The sequence below is a fragment of the Altererythrobacter litoralis genome (assembly GCF_036324225.1).
Taxonomy (GTDB): Bacteria; Pseudomonadota; Alphaproteobacteria; order Sphingomonadales; family Sphingomonadaceae; genus Erythrobacter; species Erythrobacter litoralis_A.
The window spans coordinates 1-17,475 of the sequence record NZ_JAZDQV010000008.1 but is presented as its reverse complement, the minus strand read 5'-3'; the positions used below and the strand labels follow the sequence as shown (position 1 = coordinate 17,475).

The following is a 17,475-nucleotide window of genomic DNA, read 5'->3' as shown; positions in this document are numbered from 1 at the left end:
TCCCGCCATGCGCTGCAGATCAGATGGTGATGGCGTTGGAAGTCGCACGGCGGCATGGTGCATTTCTCCGAGGGGCGGAGACCTCTCCTGCTCCATGGTTGCAGGCGGATGGGCGTTGCGTTGGGAGCGGTTCTGGAAAGATCACCGCTGCGACTAGGGGGGTGCGTGGTGTGGAGGCACCGGCGTCGATTTGCAGGTACCATCCTCTTTGTGTAACGGTTTGGGTATTATAAATTCTAGATCAATGGTGCTGCCTTAATCCACATATACATTGATTATTTCTTCCCTATTCAAATCGTATATGCAGTGGGCTTCTGATCGAACCATTGAACCAAAGGAATTTTCAATTCTGAAATTCGGTAATTATCGCTCCCCCTCCTCCATGTATAAGATTGCAACTGCTATCTAGGCCTCTTTGGGCCTCTTCTCTTGAAGGGCGGAAAAAATAAAACTGGCGTTGCAATTTCGAAGGTCCTGTTCTTACACAATAATAAAATGCATGTGCAACTTCTCCTGCGACGGGGCCAAGTCCAAATGACGGGCTATAACTATCTGCCGCAGCCTTCTCTTTATTGGCCCTTTCTCGTCTTTCTTGTTCTTCGGCGTCACGATGCCTTTTTTCCTTTTTAGCCTTTTCCTGCTCACGGAAGGCGATGAACTCTGACGGATTATCGAAGCCCGCCTTCGACATATCGCTTAAGAATTTTCCCCAATCACCGGCCGTACTAATCCCTGCAGCCTGAGCGGCTAGGAACGTTTCTTTGTCGGAAAATCCTCCAGCCTCTGCAGCCTCCATTTGCTTATTGCTGTCGTAGCCCTTGATGAGGCGAGGACCTTCTTCGACCAAAGCGATGGCCGCAAAAATTAAGAAAAATTCCGCTGCTACGACTGCCAAAAACGCAGGCCATTTGCTGGTGCCAACTTCGACGACTGTGTCCGGTTGCACAATCTCAAATTCTAGTAGCTCATGAGTGAAATAATCGCGCATGGTCCCCACAGATTTTATCAAGATGGTATCTCCATCTTTGACCTGATCTACGGGGAGCACCTGCCTCGTTAACGACGTCAGCACATGCCGAATTTTGATGTCAATAAACTGTGAGTCTGCGGGAAGAACTATCTCCACTTCCTCACCCGCCCGAACATCTCCAATTTCTATGTCGTCAGCGTATAGCGTAAGCTTCTCGCCAAATCTGACCCACATGTGTTGTCTGATAAAATGAACTGTGATCGGGCCTCGCCCTGCATTTGCCCCCGCCGGTCTCGACGGACCCTCTTGAACCGGAACCGCATCCTCAGCCGCTGGGACTGAAAAACGATATCCACAATGCTTGCAAACCCGCGCAGCCCTCTTGATGGTCTCCGCACAATCCGGACAAGACTTCTCGTTTTCGTTCACTTTGCCCCCCTGCGCATAGCCATTAACTCACAGACTACGACCGTGCTCCGTTACCGACAACTGCCAACTGCGATCACCTTCGAGCCACCTTGCGGTATGGAAGCGAGGATCAGAACCGAACTAGAGACTACTGCGGCGTCACTTCCTGCCACCCGCTGTTTTCCATCTCGTTCCTAGCCGCTGAGAAAATACCACCACCGGTGTTAGCTCCAGCATGTAAATTGCGAACGAAGTACTTCCCTTTACCGTCGATAATTCCAACCCATTTGGATTGCTCATATTTGCTTTCAGCCATATAGCGTTGAACCGAAAGCCTCTCCCCGCTTACCGCATCTCTGATCGTGAAGGTGAGGTCGACAGTAGCCTCTGTCCTTCTAGATGCCTTGAGGATTGGAACACTGGATTTACCCGCATCATTACCAGCTCGGTTCACGGCCACTTCGATAGAAATCTCCGGATCACCACTGCGGACCAAGAAGGCCCCAGCGCTTTCCGCCTCGACTTCAACTAGATTGGTCAAGAACCCCCTGTTTCGATCCTCGACAAAGCCAGTCAACTCCACCGCAACCCGCCTGCCTTTCACACCGGCAAAGTCTACATCCTCCATGACGCGGCTTCCGGCGATGCGCAGAACATTCTGAGAGACAACAGAAAGCAAGCCCTCGCCGCTAGTTTTTTGGGTAGTCGAGCAACCCTGCAACGACATCGCTAGCGCAGCCGCGAATATCAAACGCCTCATGGCCTTCTCCCCCTTTTTGAATTTAAGTCGAAATTAAAGGCCGCAACATTTTTGGCAAGAGGGGTCGGTCACGTTATCGGGAGGAGGACATCGAGCGCGATCACCCCAGCCCGTCGATGGCCCGCCACATGAAGACAAACCTCTCTTTTGGACAACCAAAAAAGCAGGGTGGCAGGCACACAAACTATTCAGATGCTTCTCGTATCAAAAATGACCGCAAGCATTAAGAGGCACACAAAGGTCTCGACCCTCTCAGAGGGCATACCGATCACAGTGCGTTGCGCATTGATCTTGGAGCTGAGAATTTGTCGGCGGCACCCGCTCCAAAGCGAGCGCACACCCCGATCTGATGCACAATGCATCAGATCTAATGGCGAGACAAAGCCCGATGCAGGGATGTGGCGGCGAGAGAAAGCAGGAGAGGCTCGCGATAGTGTAGGGTAAGAAAGCCCTAGCCTTGCCGCTCTGCATTCTTATGCGGGGCGAGGGTTTGTGCATGTTACACAGTAACATAGGGGTCTTGCGGGCAGCCTAAGGTGGAGCCACCATCGCTAACACAAGACTGACATCCAGCAGCTTGAGATCACCCATCGGCAAACGGCAATGCACACGATTGAGGCGATGCGCGCTACTGCACCCAAATGTCCCCTCAGCTCAATTTTGGGGCCGACAAAAACACTTCAAGCCTGATGCAGTTTTGATGCAATAGCTGACAAAATCCGGCCAATCTCGGCTTGAAAAGTTTCCGTTGGCGAACTAGAAGCTTGAGCGGGTAATTCAGGTTATAGCATTGATTTAATGCAAACCCTTCATGCGGACTTGATCGATCGCATCACTTTTTCGTTCAGGGGAACGCGGTGGAGCGTGAATTCGGGAGGCAGGGGCCGGAGGTTCGAATCCTCTCTCCCCGACCAATTTCGCTGCACAAGCAGCTACATTCCAGCATTCGTGATAGTTGCCCGCGCTTTTCGCATGGGGCACGCTGCGGGGCATGAACCTATTCGATCTCAGCGGGCAGACCGCAGTCATTACCGGCGGCAACAGCGGCATCGGCCTTTCCATGGCGCGCGGGCTGGTCAAAGCGGGCGCGGATGTCGCAATCTGGGCGCGGAACGAGGACAAGAACGCAGCGGCGGTCGAGGAACTCAACGCGCTGGGTGGCGGGCAGGCCGTGGCTTTTCCTTGCGATGTCGCGGAAGAGGAAACGATCGCCTCTGCCATGGCATCGACGCTCGATCGCATGGGCAAGGTCGACATCTGTTTTGCCAATGCCGGGATCGGCCAGGGGATGGCGTTGCCCGAAATGACCGCCGAAGCATGGGACCGCGTGATGGCTGTCAATGCGCGCGGGCCCGCGCTAACCTATCGCTATGTTACCGAGCATATGGTTGAGCGCGGCGTCGGCGGAAAGCTCATCGCGACAAGCTCCGGCCAATCGATCATGGGGGTCAACCGGAGCTCGAATTATGCGGCGTCGAAGGCTGCCGTAAATGGCCTGACCCGCGCTGCGGCATACGAGCTGGCTCGCTACAGGATCACCGCAAATGCACTGCTGTTCGGTTTCTACGAGACCGACCTGACGGCACAGGCTGACCCGCGCTTCGCCGAATGGATGACCAAGCGAATCCCGCTGCGGCGCTTTGGTGATCACGAGGGGCTAGAGGGGCTCGCCGTATTCTTCGCCTCGCCGCACAGCGACTACATCACCGGGCAATGCCTGCCGGTCGATGGAGGACTCTGCATCAGTTGATTGGGTGAGTTTGTCTCGCGAATATCTACCCCTAGCCGCCTCTCAGCAGTTGCACACCCCAGTCGCGCTCGAACAAATAGAGTAATAACCGGGCCGCCTGCCCGCGCTTGCTAGCTAGCCCCCCATCGCGTTCGATAAGGAGCCGCGCATCCGCATGGGCGGCTGGCAACAGCCGTGTGATCTGTTCGAGATCGGCGACACGGAAGGGTGTGTCGCCCGATTGCCGCGTCCCGAGCAATTCGCCGCCGCCGCGTAGTTCAAGGTCCTCCTCGGCAATACGAAAACCGTCCTGCGTTTCACGCATCAGTGCCAGGCGGCGCTTCGCGGTTTCCGAAAGGGTGCTCCCGCGCAACAGCAGGCACACCGCCTGTTCGCTGCCCCGGCCAACGCGCCCGCGCAGTTGGTGCAATTGCGCAAGGCCGAATTGCTCGGCCTGTTCCACCACCACCAAAGTCGCGTTGGGCACGTCCACACCCACTTCAATCACCGTAGTCGCAACCATCAGCTTCGCATCGCCCGCGACGAACCGCTCCATCGCGGCGTCTTTCTCCTCGGGCCTCAGTTGCCCATGCACCAGCACGACAGCATCCCCGAACCGCTCCTTGAGTGCTGCATAGCGAGCTTCTGCCGCCGCCAGATCTGCGACCTCGCTTTCGTGCACCATCGGGCAGACCCAGAAGGCCTGCTGGCCTGTTTCCAGATGGCGCGCGATCCCGTCTACGATTTCGTCCATGCGGTCCATTGACGTCACGCGCGTGATGATCGGCTTTCGCCCGGGCGGCATCTCGTCGAGGCGGCTGACATCCATTTCGCCATATTGCGCAAGCGTGAGCGTGCGCGGGATCGGAGTGGCGGTCATCGCCAGCGTATGCGGCGTTTGCTTGCCCTTGTTCGCGAGCTGCAGCCGCTGCGCCACGCCAAAGCGGTGCTGCTCGTCAATCACGACCAGCCCCAGATCCTTGTAGTTCACCGTGTCCTGGAAGATCGCATGTGTGCCAACGACGATGTCGATGCTGCCATCGAGCAATCCCATGAGGATACTCTCGCGTGCCTTGCCCTTGTCGCGCCCGGTCAATAGCGCAACCTCGACCCCCGTGGGGGCAGCCATGCTGCGGATCGTTTCATAGTGCTGGCGCGCAAGTATCTCGGTCGGGGCGAGCAACGCGGCCTGCTTGCCCGCCTCGTTTGCGATCAACATCGAATAGAGTGCTACAACCGTCTTGCCCGCGCCAACGTCGCCCTGGAGCAGTCGCAGCATAGGCGCGTCTTGCACCAGATCGCCCTCAATCTCCGCGATCGACCGCTTCTGCGCGCCCGTCAGCGGGAATGGCAATTGCAACTTGCCGCGCAGGCGCCCGTCACCCTTGAGCGGCTGCCCCTTGCGGCGTCGATTGTCTGCTCGCACAAGCATCAGCGCGAGCGAGTTCGCTAGCAGCTCATCATAGGCGAGGCGGTCACGCGCCGTAGGGTTCTCTCCCTTGTGCGCCAATTGCAGCGCATCGCGCCATGCCGGCCATCCAGCGCGATCGAAATGCGCCGGTTCGATCCACTCCGGCAAATCAGGAACCCGTGCCAATGCCTGCTGCGCGAGCCCTGCAATGCGCGGCTGGGTCAACCCTTCCGAAAGGCCATAAACCGGTTCGTTGAGTCGCCCCAGCGTGGCTCCGCTCTCGCTCTCGACATGATCCGGATGAACGATTTGCAGCATGTCGCCAAAGCGGTCGAGCTTGCCTGCCACCCAGCGCTTCTCACCGACCGGCAGCTGTTTGCGCGCAGAAAATGATGCGCGCCCGAAATATGTCAGGGCGCAAATATTGCCTGCGCTGTCCTGCGCCAGCACACGATAGGGCCCGCGCCCCAAGCGTGGCGCGCGATGTTCTACCGGCGTCAGCGCAATCACGATCTGCTCGCCTTCTGCTGCGTCGTCGAGCGTTTCCACTGCCCGGCGCGACACGAAGCGTTCGGGCAAATGATAGATCAGGTCACGAACACGGGTCAGCCCAAGCTTTTCGAGCGGCTTGCGCAATTTCGGCCCGACGCCTTCCAGCGCGTCTGTTTCAACGAACAGGGGATTGAGGGCTTCGGGGCGCATCCTGTCCTCCCTAACCGCTTTGTCCGCGCATGCGAAGCCGCCGGAAAGCTTGCCACCCACCCCTTTTTGCGGTCTAACGCCTGCATAGGCGACGCTTTGGGGGGAAAGGTCGCATCCTCTCTGCACTAATCCGGCACAGCCTTACGGGTCGCAGCGTAGTACCAAGAGAGGGGACTCAATATGATCCGTAAACTGACTATCGCCCTTGCGGCGGCATCATTCGCGTTCACGGCAGCTCCGGCAATTTCGCAGGACAATGAACAGCCACGCACCACCTACAGTATCGAATTCCTGCGTTTCGCCCCCGATAAGGCCGACACATGGACCGAGATGAACGATAAATATTGGGCGCCCGCAGCAAAGAATGCCGGGCTCAAGCCTGCACAGGTACACTGGCTGATGGATGGCGAATGGGACCTGATGGTGGTGCGAGAGATTCCGCGCGGTCTCGCTGCATTCGACACGCACGCCTCGCCCGAGCGGGCGGCCTGGCAGGTCGAGTTTCTCAAACTCGTTGGCGGTGAAGAAGCAGCCAAGAAGATGCGTGAGGAACAGGGCCAGCTTATCGATGCCTCAATGCGTTTCTTCAGTCACACCCATCCGTGACGATAACGCCCCCTTGATCGCAAGGGCATGATCAGACAGAGGGGGCGCCATTCCCAAACCGATTGGCGCCCCCTTCCATGCCCGAAGCCCTTACATTCGATGCCCGCCTGGCCCGCGCCAAGTTTCGCGCCTGGCACCGCGGCACCCGCGAAGCAGATTACATGATCGGCGGCTTCTTCGACCGCTATCACAGCCAGTGGCGCGAAGCCGAGTTGCGCTGGTTCGAAGCGTTGCTCGACGAAGACGATGTCGACGTGATGGCCTGGGCGCTTCAGACCCAGCCGGTTCCGCCACATTTCCAGGGAGACCAGATCGAGCTGATGCAGCGGCTCGACTATGTCGACATCCCGCGCTAGGCGCTGCCCCGTGTGAGCGCAGGAGTCCCGCCTGCATCGCAAGCCTGACCTGACCATGCCCGACTTCAATCGCATCCTTTCGGCCAAGAAGCCGCTGACGCTGGCGTCGGTTGCGCGCGGAGCGCAACCGCTGGTCATGAGCGACCTCGCGCGCGCGACCAATGGCCGCGCCGTGTTTATCGCTCCCGATGACGCCGCGATGCGTTCGGTCGCGGAAGCCGCCAAATTCTTCGCGCCCGAACTCGAAGTGATCGAGTTTCCTGCATGGGATTGCCTTCCATACGACCGCGCGAGCCCCGCACTTTCGGTCAGCGCACGGCGGCTAGCAGCATTGCACCGGTTGCAAACCGGCAAAGCCGGGACGCAGCTGCTCGTGACGACGGTGAACGCAGTGCTCCAGCGCGTGCTGACGCCTTTCCGCATCCGCGAAAGTGTACGCGAATTCAAGCCAGGAACCGTCATCGGCCACGCGAGCCTCTCTGCGTTGTTGCAGCGACAGGGCTATTCGCGCACCGATACGGTGGTCGATCACGGCGAATATGCGCTGCGAGGTTCGATCGTCGACATCTTCCCTTCAAGCCTTGAACAGGGGCTTCGGCTCGACTTCTTCGGCGACGAGCTAGAGAGCTTGAGGCTGTTCGATCCCAACACTCAGATGACGGTCGGCACGCTCGACCGGCACCTGCTGCTACCGGCGAGCGAAGCCCTGCTCGACGAAGATAGCATCAAGCGCTTCCGCAGCCGCTATCGAGAGTTGTTCGGCGCCACCGCCACGCAGGACCCGCTCTATGAAGCTGTGAGCGATGGCAGGCGACTTGCCGGCATGGAGCATTGGCTTCCGCTGTTCGAGGATCGTCTGGCGACGATATTCGACTACCTTAGCACTGACGATGTGGTGGTGATTGATAGCGGCGCTCTTGGGGCTGCGGACGAGCGCTTCAAGGACGTTGCCGATTACCACCAGGCGCGCCGGAAAACCGCCGGACAGGCCGCGGGCAGCTATCGCCCGCTCGGCGAAGGCGCGCTCTATCTGGAACAAGGCGAATTCTCGGCATTGCTGGCCGAACACACGGTGCATCGCAGCGTGATCTTTGCCGAGCCCGCAAGCGACAATGTAATCGATTTCGGCTTCGCATCGGGCCGCGACTTCGCGCCTGAACGTGCGCGCGGCGACAATGTCTACCAACTTGCCGCGCAGCATCTTACGGCGCTTGGCAAGGCTGGAAAGCGCCCGCTCCTAGCCGCCTATTCCACCGGCAGCCGCGCGCGTATCGCGTCGATCCTCGGCGAAGCGAGCACTCCCTTAAAGCTGGCTGACAGCTGGCAGGAAGCCCTCGGCCTTTCTGCCAAGGGGCAGCCGGTTGCCATGGTGCTGCCGCTCGAAACCGGCTTCGCCAATGCCGAGCTCGAACTGCTCACCGAGCAGGACCTGCTTGGCGACCGGCTGGTCCGACGGCGCAAGCGGCGCAAGGATTCGGATGCCTTCCTCGCCGAACTGCAGGCATTGGCTCGCGGCGATCTGGTGGTCCATGTCGAGCATGGGATCGGCAAGTATCTCGGTCTTGAGCCGATTACGGTTGGCAAGAGCGAGCATGATTGCGTGATGCTCGAGTACAAGGGCGGCGACAAACTCTACATCCCGGTCGAAAACATCGACGTGCTAAGTCGCTACGGCTCCTCCGAAGACGCCGTCATGCTCGACCGGCTCGGCGGCGAAGGCTGGCAGAAGCGCCGCGCTCGCTTGAGAGAGCGTATCCGCGAGATTGCCAATGAACTGATGCAGGTTGCGGCCCTGCGCGCGCTCAGGAAAGCGCCGGTGCTCGAAGCCGAGCCTTCGGTCTACAACCAGTTCGTCGAGCGTTTTCCGTGGGAAGAAACCGACGACCAGGATGCCGCCATCGGCGACGTGCTACACGATCTGGAAAGCGGCAGGCCGATGGACCGGCTGGTGTGCGGCGATGTCGGCTTCGGCAAGACCGAGGTGGCGCTGCGTGCGGCGTTCGTCGCGGCAATGAGCGGCCAGCAGGTGGCAGTGGTGGCTCCCACCACCCTTCTGGCTCGCCAGCATTACAGCAATTTCGCCGAGCGATTTTCCGGTTTTCCGCTCAAAGTCGGGCGGCTTTCCCGCCTGGTTCCCTCCAAGGAAATGGCCGAAACTCGCGAAGGGCTGGAAAAAGGCGATGTCGATATCGTGATCGGCACCCACGCCATCCTTTCGAAGAGCACGAAATTTCGCAATCTCGGGTTGGTAATTGTCGATGAGGAGCAGCGCTTCGGGGTCAATCACAAGGAACGCCTCAAGCAATTGCGCGCCGACGTGCATGTGCTGACCCTCACCGCGACGCCGATTCCGCGCACGCTGCAGATGGCGATGAGCGGGTTGCGCGAACTCTCCACAATCCAGACCCCGCCGGTCGATCGCCTGGCGGTGCGCACCTATGTCATGGAGTGGGATGACATGGTGATGCGCGAGGCCTTGCTGCGCGAACATCACCGCGGCGGGCAGAGCTTCATCGTGGTGCCGCGCATCTCAGACATGGGCGAAGTCGAGGAATGGCTTCGCGAACACGTGCCCGAAGTAAAGGCCATATCGGCCCATGGCCAGATGGGTGCAGGCGAGGTGGAAGAGCGAATAAGCGCCTTCTACGACCGCAAATACGACGTGCTGCTTTCAACCACGATCGTCGAAAGCGGGCTCGACATCCCCAGCGCCAACACGATCATCATTCACCGCGCGGACCGCTTCGGCCTCGCCCAGTTGTACCAGCTCCGCGGTCGCGTGGGCCGTTCGAAGCTGCGCGCTTATGCCTATCTCACCTATGAGAAGGACGTGCAGCTTTCCGAAGTCGCGGAAAAGCGGCTCAAGGTGCTGGGCGACCTCGACTCGCTTGGCGCGGGTTTCCAGCTCGCCAGCCATGACCTCGACATTCGCGGTGCGGGCAATTTGCTGGGCGACGAGCAATCGGGCCACATCCGCGAGGTGGGCTTCGAACTTTACCAGTCGATGCTGGAAGACGCGATCCTGGCGGCAAAGGCGGGCGAAGTCGGCCTGTCCGCTGAACGCGATACGCTTTCGCCGCAGATCACGGTCGATGCACCGATCATGATCCCCGAGGATTACGTGCCCGACCTGGCGGTGCGAATGGCGCTTTACCGCCGCTTGAACGACGCCAAGGACAAGGCCGAGATCGAAGCGATCGCGGCCGAGATGATCGATCGTTTCGGCGCGCTTCCCGATGCCACCGCCAATCTCGTCAAGCTGATCGAAATCAAGCACCAAGCCATCATCGCCAATATCGCCAAGATCGATGTGGGCGCGCGCGGAACTCTGGTGAGCTTCCACAAGGACGATTTCCCCGACCCGGCAGGCTTGCTCGCCTATGTCGACCGGTTGAAGGGCACAGCGCGGCTTCGGCCTGACATGAAACTGGTGATCGAGCGTGCATGGGGCGACCCGCAAAGCAGGCTCAACGGGCTGTTCCAGCTTACCAAGGGGCTCTCTACAATCGTCAGGAAAGCGAAAAAGGGCGCCGCCGCCTAGGCGAGCTGCATCAGTTCCTCGCGCACGAGTGGTTCCGAGCCGAGGAAACCCTGCCAGCTGAAGCAACCTTCTGCGACAACGGCAAGCCGCTGCTCCTCTGTCTCAATTCCCTCGGCCACGACATCAAGGTCGAGTACGCGCGCCAGCGAGACGATGGCGCGAAGCACCGCCAGGTCGCGTTCGTTTTCGGCAATGCCCTGCACCATCGAGCGGTCGAGCTTCAGCGCGTCGAGCGGCAAGCGCTTGAGATAGTCGAAATTGCAGAAGCCCGCGCCGAAATCGTCGAGCGCAATGCGAATGCCGAGATCTCGCAATTGCTTGAGCCGGCGCGCAGCCAGGTCGAGATCGCCGAGCAGCAGTTCCTCGGTGATCTCGAGCGTTACCTGCTTCGGATCGAGCATGCTCGCAGCAAGTTCGCTGGAGAATCGCGCAACGAAGCCTTCCGCAAGCAATTGCTTGGGCGTCACATTGAGCGACAGCCGGAGGGTATCGGGCCAATTCTTCGCCTCGGCGACGGCCAGTGTGAGCATGTGCCGCGGCATGTCCTCGGCCAAACCTGCCTTGGCAGCGAGGTCGAACAGCTCGCGTGCACCGATCTCGCCACAGCTCGGGTGGATCCAGCGCGCGAGCGCCTCTGCGCCAACCATGCGGCCGCCATCGCCCGCGAATTGCGGCTGGAAGCGAATCTCAACCTGCCCGAGCCTGAGCGCCAGTTCGAGCTCGTCCGCCAGTTCGATCGAATCGCGCTCGAATAGCGCCGATTGCCGCTCGCCTGCTCCGGGACGCTGGAGAATCGTCATGCGATTTGCCTACACTTCACAGGGCAGGAGTGCCTGCCCAAAATTGCGTGCGTTGAAAAATGGCACAACCCGCCATAGGGAGAAGTGCCAGCGAACCGGCGGAAAGGGCAAAAATTGGCCAAATCGCATGATTTCCAGCGCGTTGCCCTGATCGCATCCGATACGGAGCGCGCGCAGGCGGCCTATGCCGATATGCAAAGCGCGCACGATTGGGCACCGCTGGCCGAAGCCGATGCAGTGGTCGTTTTGGGCGGCGACGGTTTCATGCTCCAGACGCTGCATGCCATGCTCGATTCGGGCCGGGTGATCCCGGCCTACGGCCTGAACCTCGGCACGGTCGGCTTCCTGATGAACCGCTATCGTGCTGGCAGCGATATTGCGAAGCGGCTTTCACGCGCTCGCGAGATCGCGATCGCGCCCTTATGCATGGACGCACTGACACAGGACAAGCAGCACCATCGCTTTTACGCGATCAACGAGGTGTCGCTGCTGCGTGAAACGCGCCAGACGGCCAAGATCGAAGTCACCGTGGATGAAAAGGTACGGATTGCGGAGCTGGTGTGCGACGGTGTGCTCGTGTCGACCCCGGCAGGCTCGACCGCCTACAACCTTTCGGCCAATGGCCCGATCCTGCCGCTCGATTCGCAACTGCTGGCGCTTACTCCCATCAGCGCCTTCCGCCCGCGGCGCTGGCGCGGTGCGATCCTGCCCGATCGCAGTACCATCAAGCTGACGGTGCGCGAACCGCACAAGCGCCCCGTTTCCGTAGTGGCCGACCAGAAGGAAGTGCGCGACATCGCCGAAGTTTCGCTCGCAATCGCGCGCGAATGCGAACTCAGCCTGCTGTTCGATCCGGGCCATGCGCTGGACGAGCGCATCGTTGCCGAACAATTCGTCGTTTAGCCCTCTTGCCAAACGATTCCGTCGCCCATATAGGCGCACTCCTGCCCGCGAAGAGGCTGCTCCCCGATAGCTCAGCGGTAGAGTAGGTGACTGTTAATCACTTGGTCGTTGGTTCGAATCCAACTCGGGGAGCCACTATTTTTCAATAGCTTAGGCTCATATTCAGGTTCACTTTGTGGGCCTGAAATTCGTTTGGGGTAGCGTCTGGGGTAACGAGCGCCAGAGCAAAAAGGGGCCAGCCCGAGAGCCAGCCCCTTCCCTGTTGAACCACCTTGCGCGCCCCAAATAGCTTGCCCGACTCGGCCCGATAATCCAGTGTGCCGCCAATGGCCTCATGAGCGCGCTACTGCTCACGACGGTCAGGGGCGGCGTCCCTAGACCCTTCGCCGCCCCACACCTTCACCGACAAAAGACCCCCGACACCGTTTCCGATGCCGGGGGCCTCGAACCCACCTAACAACCGGGCATCAATCCGGCCTTCGGTATCGTTATGCAGTCAGCGTCACCTTGGTGAACGCTGCAGGATGGCGGACAGCAATGTCGGCCAGCTGCGTCGCGCGATACGTTGGCCTTCTCTCACGCGCTGTGATGCACGCTGCCGCTAGCGAGGCAACTGCCCCCGACCGCTGCGTGTTTCCTAAATCTGCGGATCGAAGCTTTGACCCCTTCTGCGCCTAGCGGGCTCTTTGCCTTTGGTGCCGCCCTGCTTGAGCAAGGTTGTGATGAGCTGCTCTTCGGTGAATGGTTTTGTGATGCAGTCTGTCATGCCGGCTGCAAGGGCTTCGTCGATGGCGGTTCGTGTTGCCCCTGCGGTCATGGCGATGACGGGCAGGTGTTGGAGCTCCGAATCACGGCGCATCATGGCGACGGCCGTGTTGCCATCCATGACAGGCATGTGCACGTCCATCAGGACGATATCGACCTTGCCTGGGTTGTTGGCCAGCCAGTCGAGCGCTTCCTGACCGTTGCTGCAGGAACTGACCTGCGCCCCGGCAGTCTCGAGCAGCAGTTCGGTCAACTCGACGATCAGGTCGCTGTCATCGACCAGCAGGATGTGCTTGCCGGCCAGAGGCTCTTCGGAGTGCCCGGTTGCGCCCTGTTGCTGACCTTCCAGCGCTACAGGCAGGTCATCGCAGCGACCGAACTCCAGTTCGACTGTAAAGGTACTGCCAACGCCTGGCTCGCTCTCGACATTGGCGCAGCCGCCCATCAGTTCGGCCAGTTCCTTGACAATGGCCAGGCCAAGGCCTGTGCCCTGGAAGCGACGGGTCGCACTCTGGTCAACCTGCCGGAAGCGCTCGAACAGATATTGCTGGTCCTGCTTCGAGATGCCCACGCCGGTGTCGCTGACCTCGAACCTCAGGCGCACCTTGTCCGGGTCTGGGCAAGGCAAGAGGCTGGCCTCGACATGCACCTCGCCATGCTCGGTGAACTTGATGGCATTGCCGATGAGGTTGTACATGATCCGCTGGAAGCGCGTGGCATCCCCGGTCACATATTGCGGCAGGTCAGGTGAATGGTTCAAGCTAAACGCGAGGCCCTTGTCGCGCGCCTGCCCTCCCATGACCGACTCCATGGTCGCGCATGCGCTGGCCAGATGGACGGGTTCGTTTTCGAGGTCGATCTCGCCTGCCTCGATCTTCGACCAGTCGAGCACGTCGTTGACCAGGCCGAACAACATGTTGCTGGCCTGTTTGAGACGCTGCAGTTGCTCCCTATGCTCACCTTCGAGCGGAGCCTTCTCCAGCATGCGGGCATAACCCAGCACCGCGTTGAGCGGCGTGCGAAGGTCGTGGCTGACATTTGCAATGAACTGGCCGCGCGCACGCTCGGCACGCTTGCGATAGCCGATGTCTCGAATGACAATAACAAAATACAAATCACCTTCGAGATCGCATATTCCTACAGAAATATCTGCGTCGAAAACGCTACCATCCGCCCTCAAGCCGAAAACATCGCATTCTTGCCAAGATTTTTGGATTTTCTCTTTATTTATTTCGTCTAAAATTGAATTTTTGTTATTTATTTTTATTATTTTATTAATATTCATTTTATTATCGGATATACATGAGCCAAAATACTTATATGCTACTTTGTTATATTTGCAAATATTACCAGCAAAATCAACTAATATCACGGCATCCATTGAAGATTCGATTATTGCTTCTAGCCTGAGATTTGATCTCTGAAGGCTTTTGGCATTTTCCTCATATTTCAGATTTCCAAGACGATTTTTGATTAAATCAACTGCAATTATTGCAAATTGTTCTAACAAAAGAATATCAGATTCGCAAAGAATGCGAGGCTTATGATCTATTATGCATAGCGTCCCTACCGCAGACCCCTCAGACAAATGTAGGGGAAAGCCCGCGTAGAAACGAATTTTAGGCTCGCCTTTAACAAGGGGGTTGTCTCGAAACCGCTTATCAAGCCGGGCATCTTCAACGATTAATGGGGCCTTGTGTTGCAGCGCGAAGTTGCAAAAAGCTTGATCGCGAGGCGTTCCCTGAGCATCCAAGCCACACGAACCCTTAAAAATCTGATCAACGTCTCTCACGATCGAAATTAGTGCAATTGGCGTGTTGAAAACCTGAGAGGCAAGCCGGGCCAGGTGCTCAAATTCAGGATCTTTACTCTCATCTGAGAGCCGATAACGCTCTATAAGAGCAAGTCTTTCCGGTTCATCTTGCGGGATAGGAAATCTAATCATAATAAATCTGCCTATTTCCTGTCATAATAATATATATTGTCTGTCGTCAGAACATTAGGCTCAGATCGCGGAGAAACCTAGCGGAGCGCAGGCCTCGTTTGCGGGGTGATGTTAAGCGGCGAGCTTGCGGCGTTGCAAGCGCCGATATGGGCTTCCATCTCTGAGCCCAACCAACCCCCAGTTGCCCTTTAGGCAAAGTCGCGGAACGGCCCAGAGATCTCCAGTGAACCGACAGTTTGCGAAGATCCCGACGGGCGCGGTCATTCTTGCAAATAGTTCGCAAAATTACTTAATCTTCTTTTTGGTCGGGGTGCCAATTACCCGAGACGCAAAGCGTCTGGCTAGGACCCACTGTGACGGCTGGCGCTGACATGTGGGCCTTGCCCTGATCTGGCTTCGCGCTAGTCTGACACCATGCCAGCACCGACACGCAGGAAGCTATTCGACATTGTGGGTGAGTCCTATGACACGAAGGACGGAACGCCCCGCCAGAACGTGCTGGCCAGAGTCGACCCCGGCGACAGGGTTACGCTGGAAAGAGAGCCGGATAATCCGCGCGACCCGAATGCGGTGGCAGTCGTGTGGAAGGGATACGACATTGGCTATTTGCCGCGAGAAGATGCCAGCACGCTCGCATCGGCATTAGATGCGGGTCGAGAACACGTAGCCCAAGTTCACGAGATAAAGGGCGGGATGCCTTATTACCCCAGTTATGGTGTTCGCATTTCCATTGCATGGGACGGCAAGAGCCTGCCGATGTGGCAGGAGTTGAATGGCGAGCAGGAGGAGTACCGAGAGCGCAAATTGAAGGCGCTGAAGCGCACAGGTGACGATGTAGGCGGCGGCTGTTTCGGCGTTCTTGTGGGACTCGTGATTGTCGGCACTGTTGGCTTTCAATTCTTCGCCTAGCCTTCACCACCAATTCAGCCACCCAGCCCTTTAGCCTTCGGGCGCGGGCGTCCCTGATCTGCCGCGCTTCGTGCAATTGATCGCAGGACAACCCAATTTCTTTAACCTTGGGCTTTCCAAGGTTACTTTTGCCGCCACCTTGGCGCGCAACCTCACCCCGTTCCTGCGCCGCATCATATTCGTCGGCCAGACGGCGCCGGAAATCGTGCTGGCGCTTGACCTATATCATAGACTCTAGCCCAGGCATGGTTTAATCAGTTCCTGCGACCCGAGGGAAATGGCCTAGCCAGTTCCTCGACTAAAGCCCCGAGCGGACTGCCCCAACCAATACCCGCTCGGGGTTGTTTCTGCGCTGATTAAGTTCCGCTTCCGCGCTGCACCTACGGGACGACCCACCGACCTTGCCAGTCGCCCCCCTCGCGCCGCGTAAACTGCGCTCTGACATGACCGTCATGCATGAGAATGAACCAGTCCAAGCTTGCAAGTTCAACCAGCAGCACCGCGAAATTCTCGCGCGCAGGCATCACCTGCTCATCGGTCGGTTGGATTCCTTCGGCCCAGTCGGGGAGCCCGGAGGTCGGCGCATCAGAAAGCGCGCCGGGCCCGTCACCCAGATAGCAGCGCCGCGCATAATTGGTGCTTTCCGCCCAGGCTTGCTGAACCAGCGCTGTGTCCGTCTCGATCCGTCCTCGCCCGCGCAACCGCAGCTGCAGCTTTGCCGCGCGATCATAGCCCAGCACGCCCACTGGAGCACCGGCGCCAATCATGGCGCATTTTGGCGAGCGGATATCGGTGTGGAATCGCAGCGTCCAATCCTCGGCACTGAAGGCGCGCAGCACCATCACACGGGCATTGGCATCGGCGGTAGTCACCACCGGGGTGTGTAGCGGCGAATTACGGTCTGTCACTGCCCGCGTCAGCCGCGCGACGATATCGCCCCGGATGTCATCGAAATTGTCGAACATGGCGCGAGCCATCACCCGACCGACGCGCGTGAGTCAATCTGCCGACCACCGCCGCGAAGGTGCTGTCAGTTGCTGCTTGCGGTCGTAACTTGCAGAAGTGCTGCCTTAAGGATTATGACATTACCCAGACTCATAATAATCTTAATTCTTTTTGGCACTCGCGCATAGATCGGTTTGAGATACCCTTGCTCCGGTAAGGGTCGCAACTTACGAAGGCCCTGACCGTGCTGGGGGGCATTGCGGTCAGGGCCGTTTCGTTTCAGCCCATCGCCGCGTGACTGAACCCCACCCCCGCTCCTCTTCGGCGCCTCTGATCGCCCGTGCTTCGTGGATGTCGTTCACCGATAGGCCAACGTTACGAAAACCTGGAGTTTTACGAATCAAAACTCCACTTCCACCATGTCCGCGAACCTCATTCCGCTCCTGTGCCGCATCATATTCGTCAGCAAGGCGACGCCTCGTGGATGTCTTTGTAAGTAAGGCCGAGATCAGGCGCAGAAATCAATTCTTCCCGATTGGAAGAATAGCCAGCCCTGCCGACCTCACTGACCGGCCCCCACCGAGTGGTCCGTGTTGTTTGTTAGTGCATAATTGCCTCCTGCGCCATGGGTGGCCGTAGGTGGAGCGAAGCGGAACCGGAGGGCAGCCATGGCGATGGCGATGTTTCTGGGGCCGGTGGCCGATAACCGAGCGAGCTGTGCGGCC

Annotated in this window: 14 protein-coding genes and 1 tRNA gene; 8 read left to right on the top strand and 7 right to left on the bottom strand. The window is 58.6% G+C overall.

All coding sequences use genetic code 11. From position 1 onward, the window contains the following. Positions 1-343: 343 nt before the first annotated feature. Entirely contained in the window at positions 344-988 is a 645-nt protein-coding gene (locus VRS74_RS09085) for a hypothetical protein (RefSeq protein WP_354145053.1), read from the bottom strand. 538 nt (positions 989-1,526) lie between these two features. After that, entirely contained in the window at positions 1,527-2,138 is a 612-nt protein-coding gene (locus VRS74_RS09075; protein ID WP_354144939.1) for a hypothetical protein, read from the bottom strand. A 991-nt stretch (positions 2,139-3,129) separates the two neighbouring features. Here VRS74_RS09075 and VRS74_RS09070 point away from each other — a divergent pair. Then, positions 3,130-3,888 (top strand): SDR family NAD(P)-dependent oxidoreductase, encoded by a 759-nt coding sequence (locus VRS74_RS09070; protein WP_354144938.1) that lies wholly within the window; start codon positions 3,130-3,132, stop codon positions 3,886-3,888. Positions 3,889-3,919: 31 nt separating this feature from the next. On the opposite strand, the gene recG is transcribed toward VRS74_RS09070, so the two are convergent. Beyond that, a complete protein-coding gene (gene recG / locus VRS74_RS09065; RefSeq protein ID WP_354144937.1) occupies positions 3,920-5,980 on the bottom strand; it encodes an ATP-dependent DNA helicase RecG in 2,061 nt (686 codons plus the stop codon). Positions 5,981-6,160: 180 nt separating this feature from the next. On the opposite strand from recG, the gene VRS74_RS09060 reads away from it, so the two are divergent. The 3 genes from VRS74_RS09060 (at position 6,161) to mfd (ending at position 10,483) form a co-directional block, all read left to right on the top strand. After that, complete coding sequence (locus VRS74_RS09060) at positions 6,161-6,586, top strand: hypothetical protein (protein WP_354144936.1); 426 nt, start codon at positions 6,161-6,163, stop codon at positions 6,584-6,586. 77 nt (positions 6,587-6,663) lie between these two features. Beyond that, the gene (locus VRS74_RS09055) at positions 6,664-6,942 is read left to right on the top strand and encodes an FAD assembly factor SdhE (protein ID WP_354144935.1); all 279 of its coding nucleotides are present in this window, start codon (positions 6,664-6,666) and stop codon (positions 6,940-6,942) included. A 55-nt stretch (positions 6,943-6,997) separates the two neighbouring features. Beyond that, positions 6,998-10,483: a transcription-repair coupling factor gene (mfd, locus tag VRS74_RS09050; protein WP_354144934.1), complete on the top strand. Its 3,486-nt coding sequence runs from the start codon at positions 6,998-7,000 to the stop codon at positions 10,481-10,483. Here mfd and VRS74_RS09045 read toward each other — a convergent pair. After that, complete coding sequence (locus VRS74_RS09045) at positions 10,480-11,283, bottom strand: EAL domain-containing protein (protein ID WP_354144933.1); 804 nt, start codon at positions 11,281-11,283, stop codon at positions 10,480-10,482. The genes mfd and VRS74_RS09045 overlap by 4 nt on opposite strands. 114 nt (positions 11,284-11,397) lie before the next feature. On the opposite strand from VRS74_RS09045, the gene VRS74_RS09040 reads away from it, so the two are divergent. Then, positions 11,398-12,186, top strand: coding sequence for an NAD kinase (locus VRS74_RS09040; RefSeq protein WP_354144932.1), 789 nt, complete (start codon positions 11,398-11,400; stop codon positions 12,184-12,186). A 60-nt stretch (positions 12,187-12,246) separates the two neighbouring features. Next, positions 12,247-12,321 (top strand) — tRNA-Asn (locus tag VRS74_RS09035). Between the two features lie 502 nt (positions 12,322-12,823). On the opposite strand, the gene VRS74_RS09030 is transcribed toward VRS74_RS09035, so the two are convergent. After that, complete coding sequence (locus tag VRS74_RS09030; protein ID WP_354144931.1) at positions 12,824-14,896, bottom strand: GAF domain-containing hybrid sensor histidine kinase/response regulator; 2,073 nt, start codon at positions 14,894-14,896, stop codon at positions 12,824-12,826. Between the two features lie 414 nt (positions 14,897-15,310). On the opposite strand from VRS74_RS09030, the gene VRS74_RS09025 reads away from it, so the two are divergent. Next, on the top strand, positions 15,311-15,805 hold the full coding sequence (locus tag VRS74_RS09025; protein WP_354144930.1) for an HIRAN domain-containing protein: 495 nt from the start codon (positions 15,311-15,313) through the stop codon (positions 15,803-15,805). Positions 15,806-15,875: 70 nt separating this feature from the next. Continuing rightward, positions 15,876-16,043, top strand: a complete 168-nt coding sequence (locus tag VRS74_RS09020) for a hypothetical protein (protein ID WP_354144929.1) — start codon at positions 15,876-15,878, stop codon at positions 16,041-16,043. A 142-nt stretch (positions 16,044-16,185) separates the two neighbouring features. Here the strand turns inward: VRS74_RS09020 and VRS74_RS09015 are convergent, their stop codons facing one another. Beyond that, on the bottom strand, positions 16,186-16,770 hold the full coding sequence (locus tag VRS74_RS09015; RefSeq protein ID WP_354144928.1) for a flavin-binding protein: 585 nt from the start codon (positions 16,768-16,770) through the stop codon (positions 16,186-16,188). 580 nt (positions 16,771-17,350) lie between these two features. Continuing rightward, a partial coding sequence (locus VRS74_RS09010) for an integrase catalytic subunit (RefSeq protein WP_354145048.1) occupies positions 17,351-17,475 on the bottom strand: 125 nt, incomplete at its 5' end.

What these genes read in the sequence shown, in the direction of transcription:
- VRS74_RS09085 (WP_354145053.1), bottom strand. Translation starts at nt 988, where the DNA reads ATGCGCGATTATTTCACTCATGAGCTACTAGAATTTGAGATTGTGCAA.
- VRS74_RS09030 (WP_354144931.1), bottom strand. Translation starts at nt 14,896, where the DNA reads ATGATTAGATTTCCTATCCCGCAAGATGAACCGGAAAGACTTGCTCTT.
- VRS74_RS09045 (WP_354144933.1), bottom strand. Translation starts at nt 11,283, where the DNA reads ATGACGATTCTCCAGCGTCCCGGAGCAGGCGAGCGGCAATCGGCGCTA.
- VRS74_RS09075 (WP_354144939.1), bottom strand. Translation starts at nt 2,138, where the DNA reads ATGAGGCGTTTGATATTCGCGGCTGCGCTAGCGATGTCGTTGCAGGGT.
- VRS74_RS09015 (WP_354144928.1), bottom strand. Translation starts at nt 16,770, where the DNA reads ATGTTCGACAATTTCGATGACATCCGGGGCGATATCGTCGCGCGGCTG.
- VRS74_RS09060 (WP_354144936.1), top strand. Translation starts at nt 6,161, where the DNA reads ATGATCCGTAAACTGACTATCGCCCTTGCGGCGGCATCATTCGCGTTC.
- recG (WP_354144937.1), bottom strand. Translation starts at nt 5,980, where the DNA reads ATGCGCCCCGAAGCCCTCAATCCCCTGTTCGTTGAAACAGACGCGCTG.
- VRS74_RS09070 (WP_354144938.1), top strand. Translation starts at nt 3,130, where the DNA reads ATGAACCTATTCGATCTCAGCGGGCAGACCGCAGTCATTACCGGCGGC.
- VRS74_RS09025 (WP_354144930.1), top strand. Translation starts at nt 15,311, where the DNA reads ATGCCAGCACCGACACGCAGGAAGCTATTCGACATTGTGGGTGAGTCC.
- VRS74_RS09055 (WP_354144935.1), top strand. Translation starts at nt 6,664, where the DNA reads ATGCCCGAAGCCCTTACATTCGATGCCCGCCTGGCCCGCGCCAAGTTT.
- mfd (WP_354144934.1), top strand. Translation starts at nt 6,998, where the DNA reads ATGCCCGACTTCAATCGCATCCTTTCGGCCAAGAAGCCGCTGACGCTG.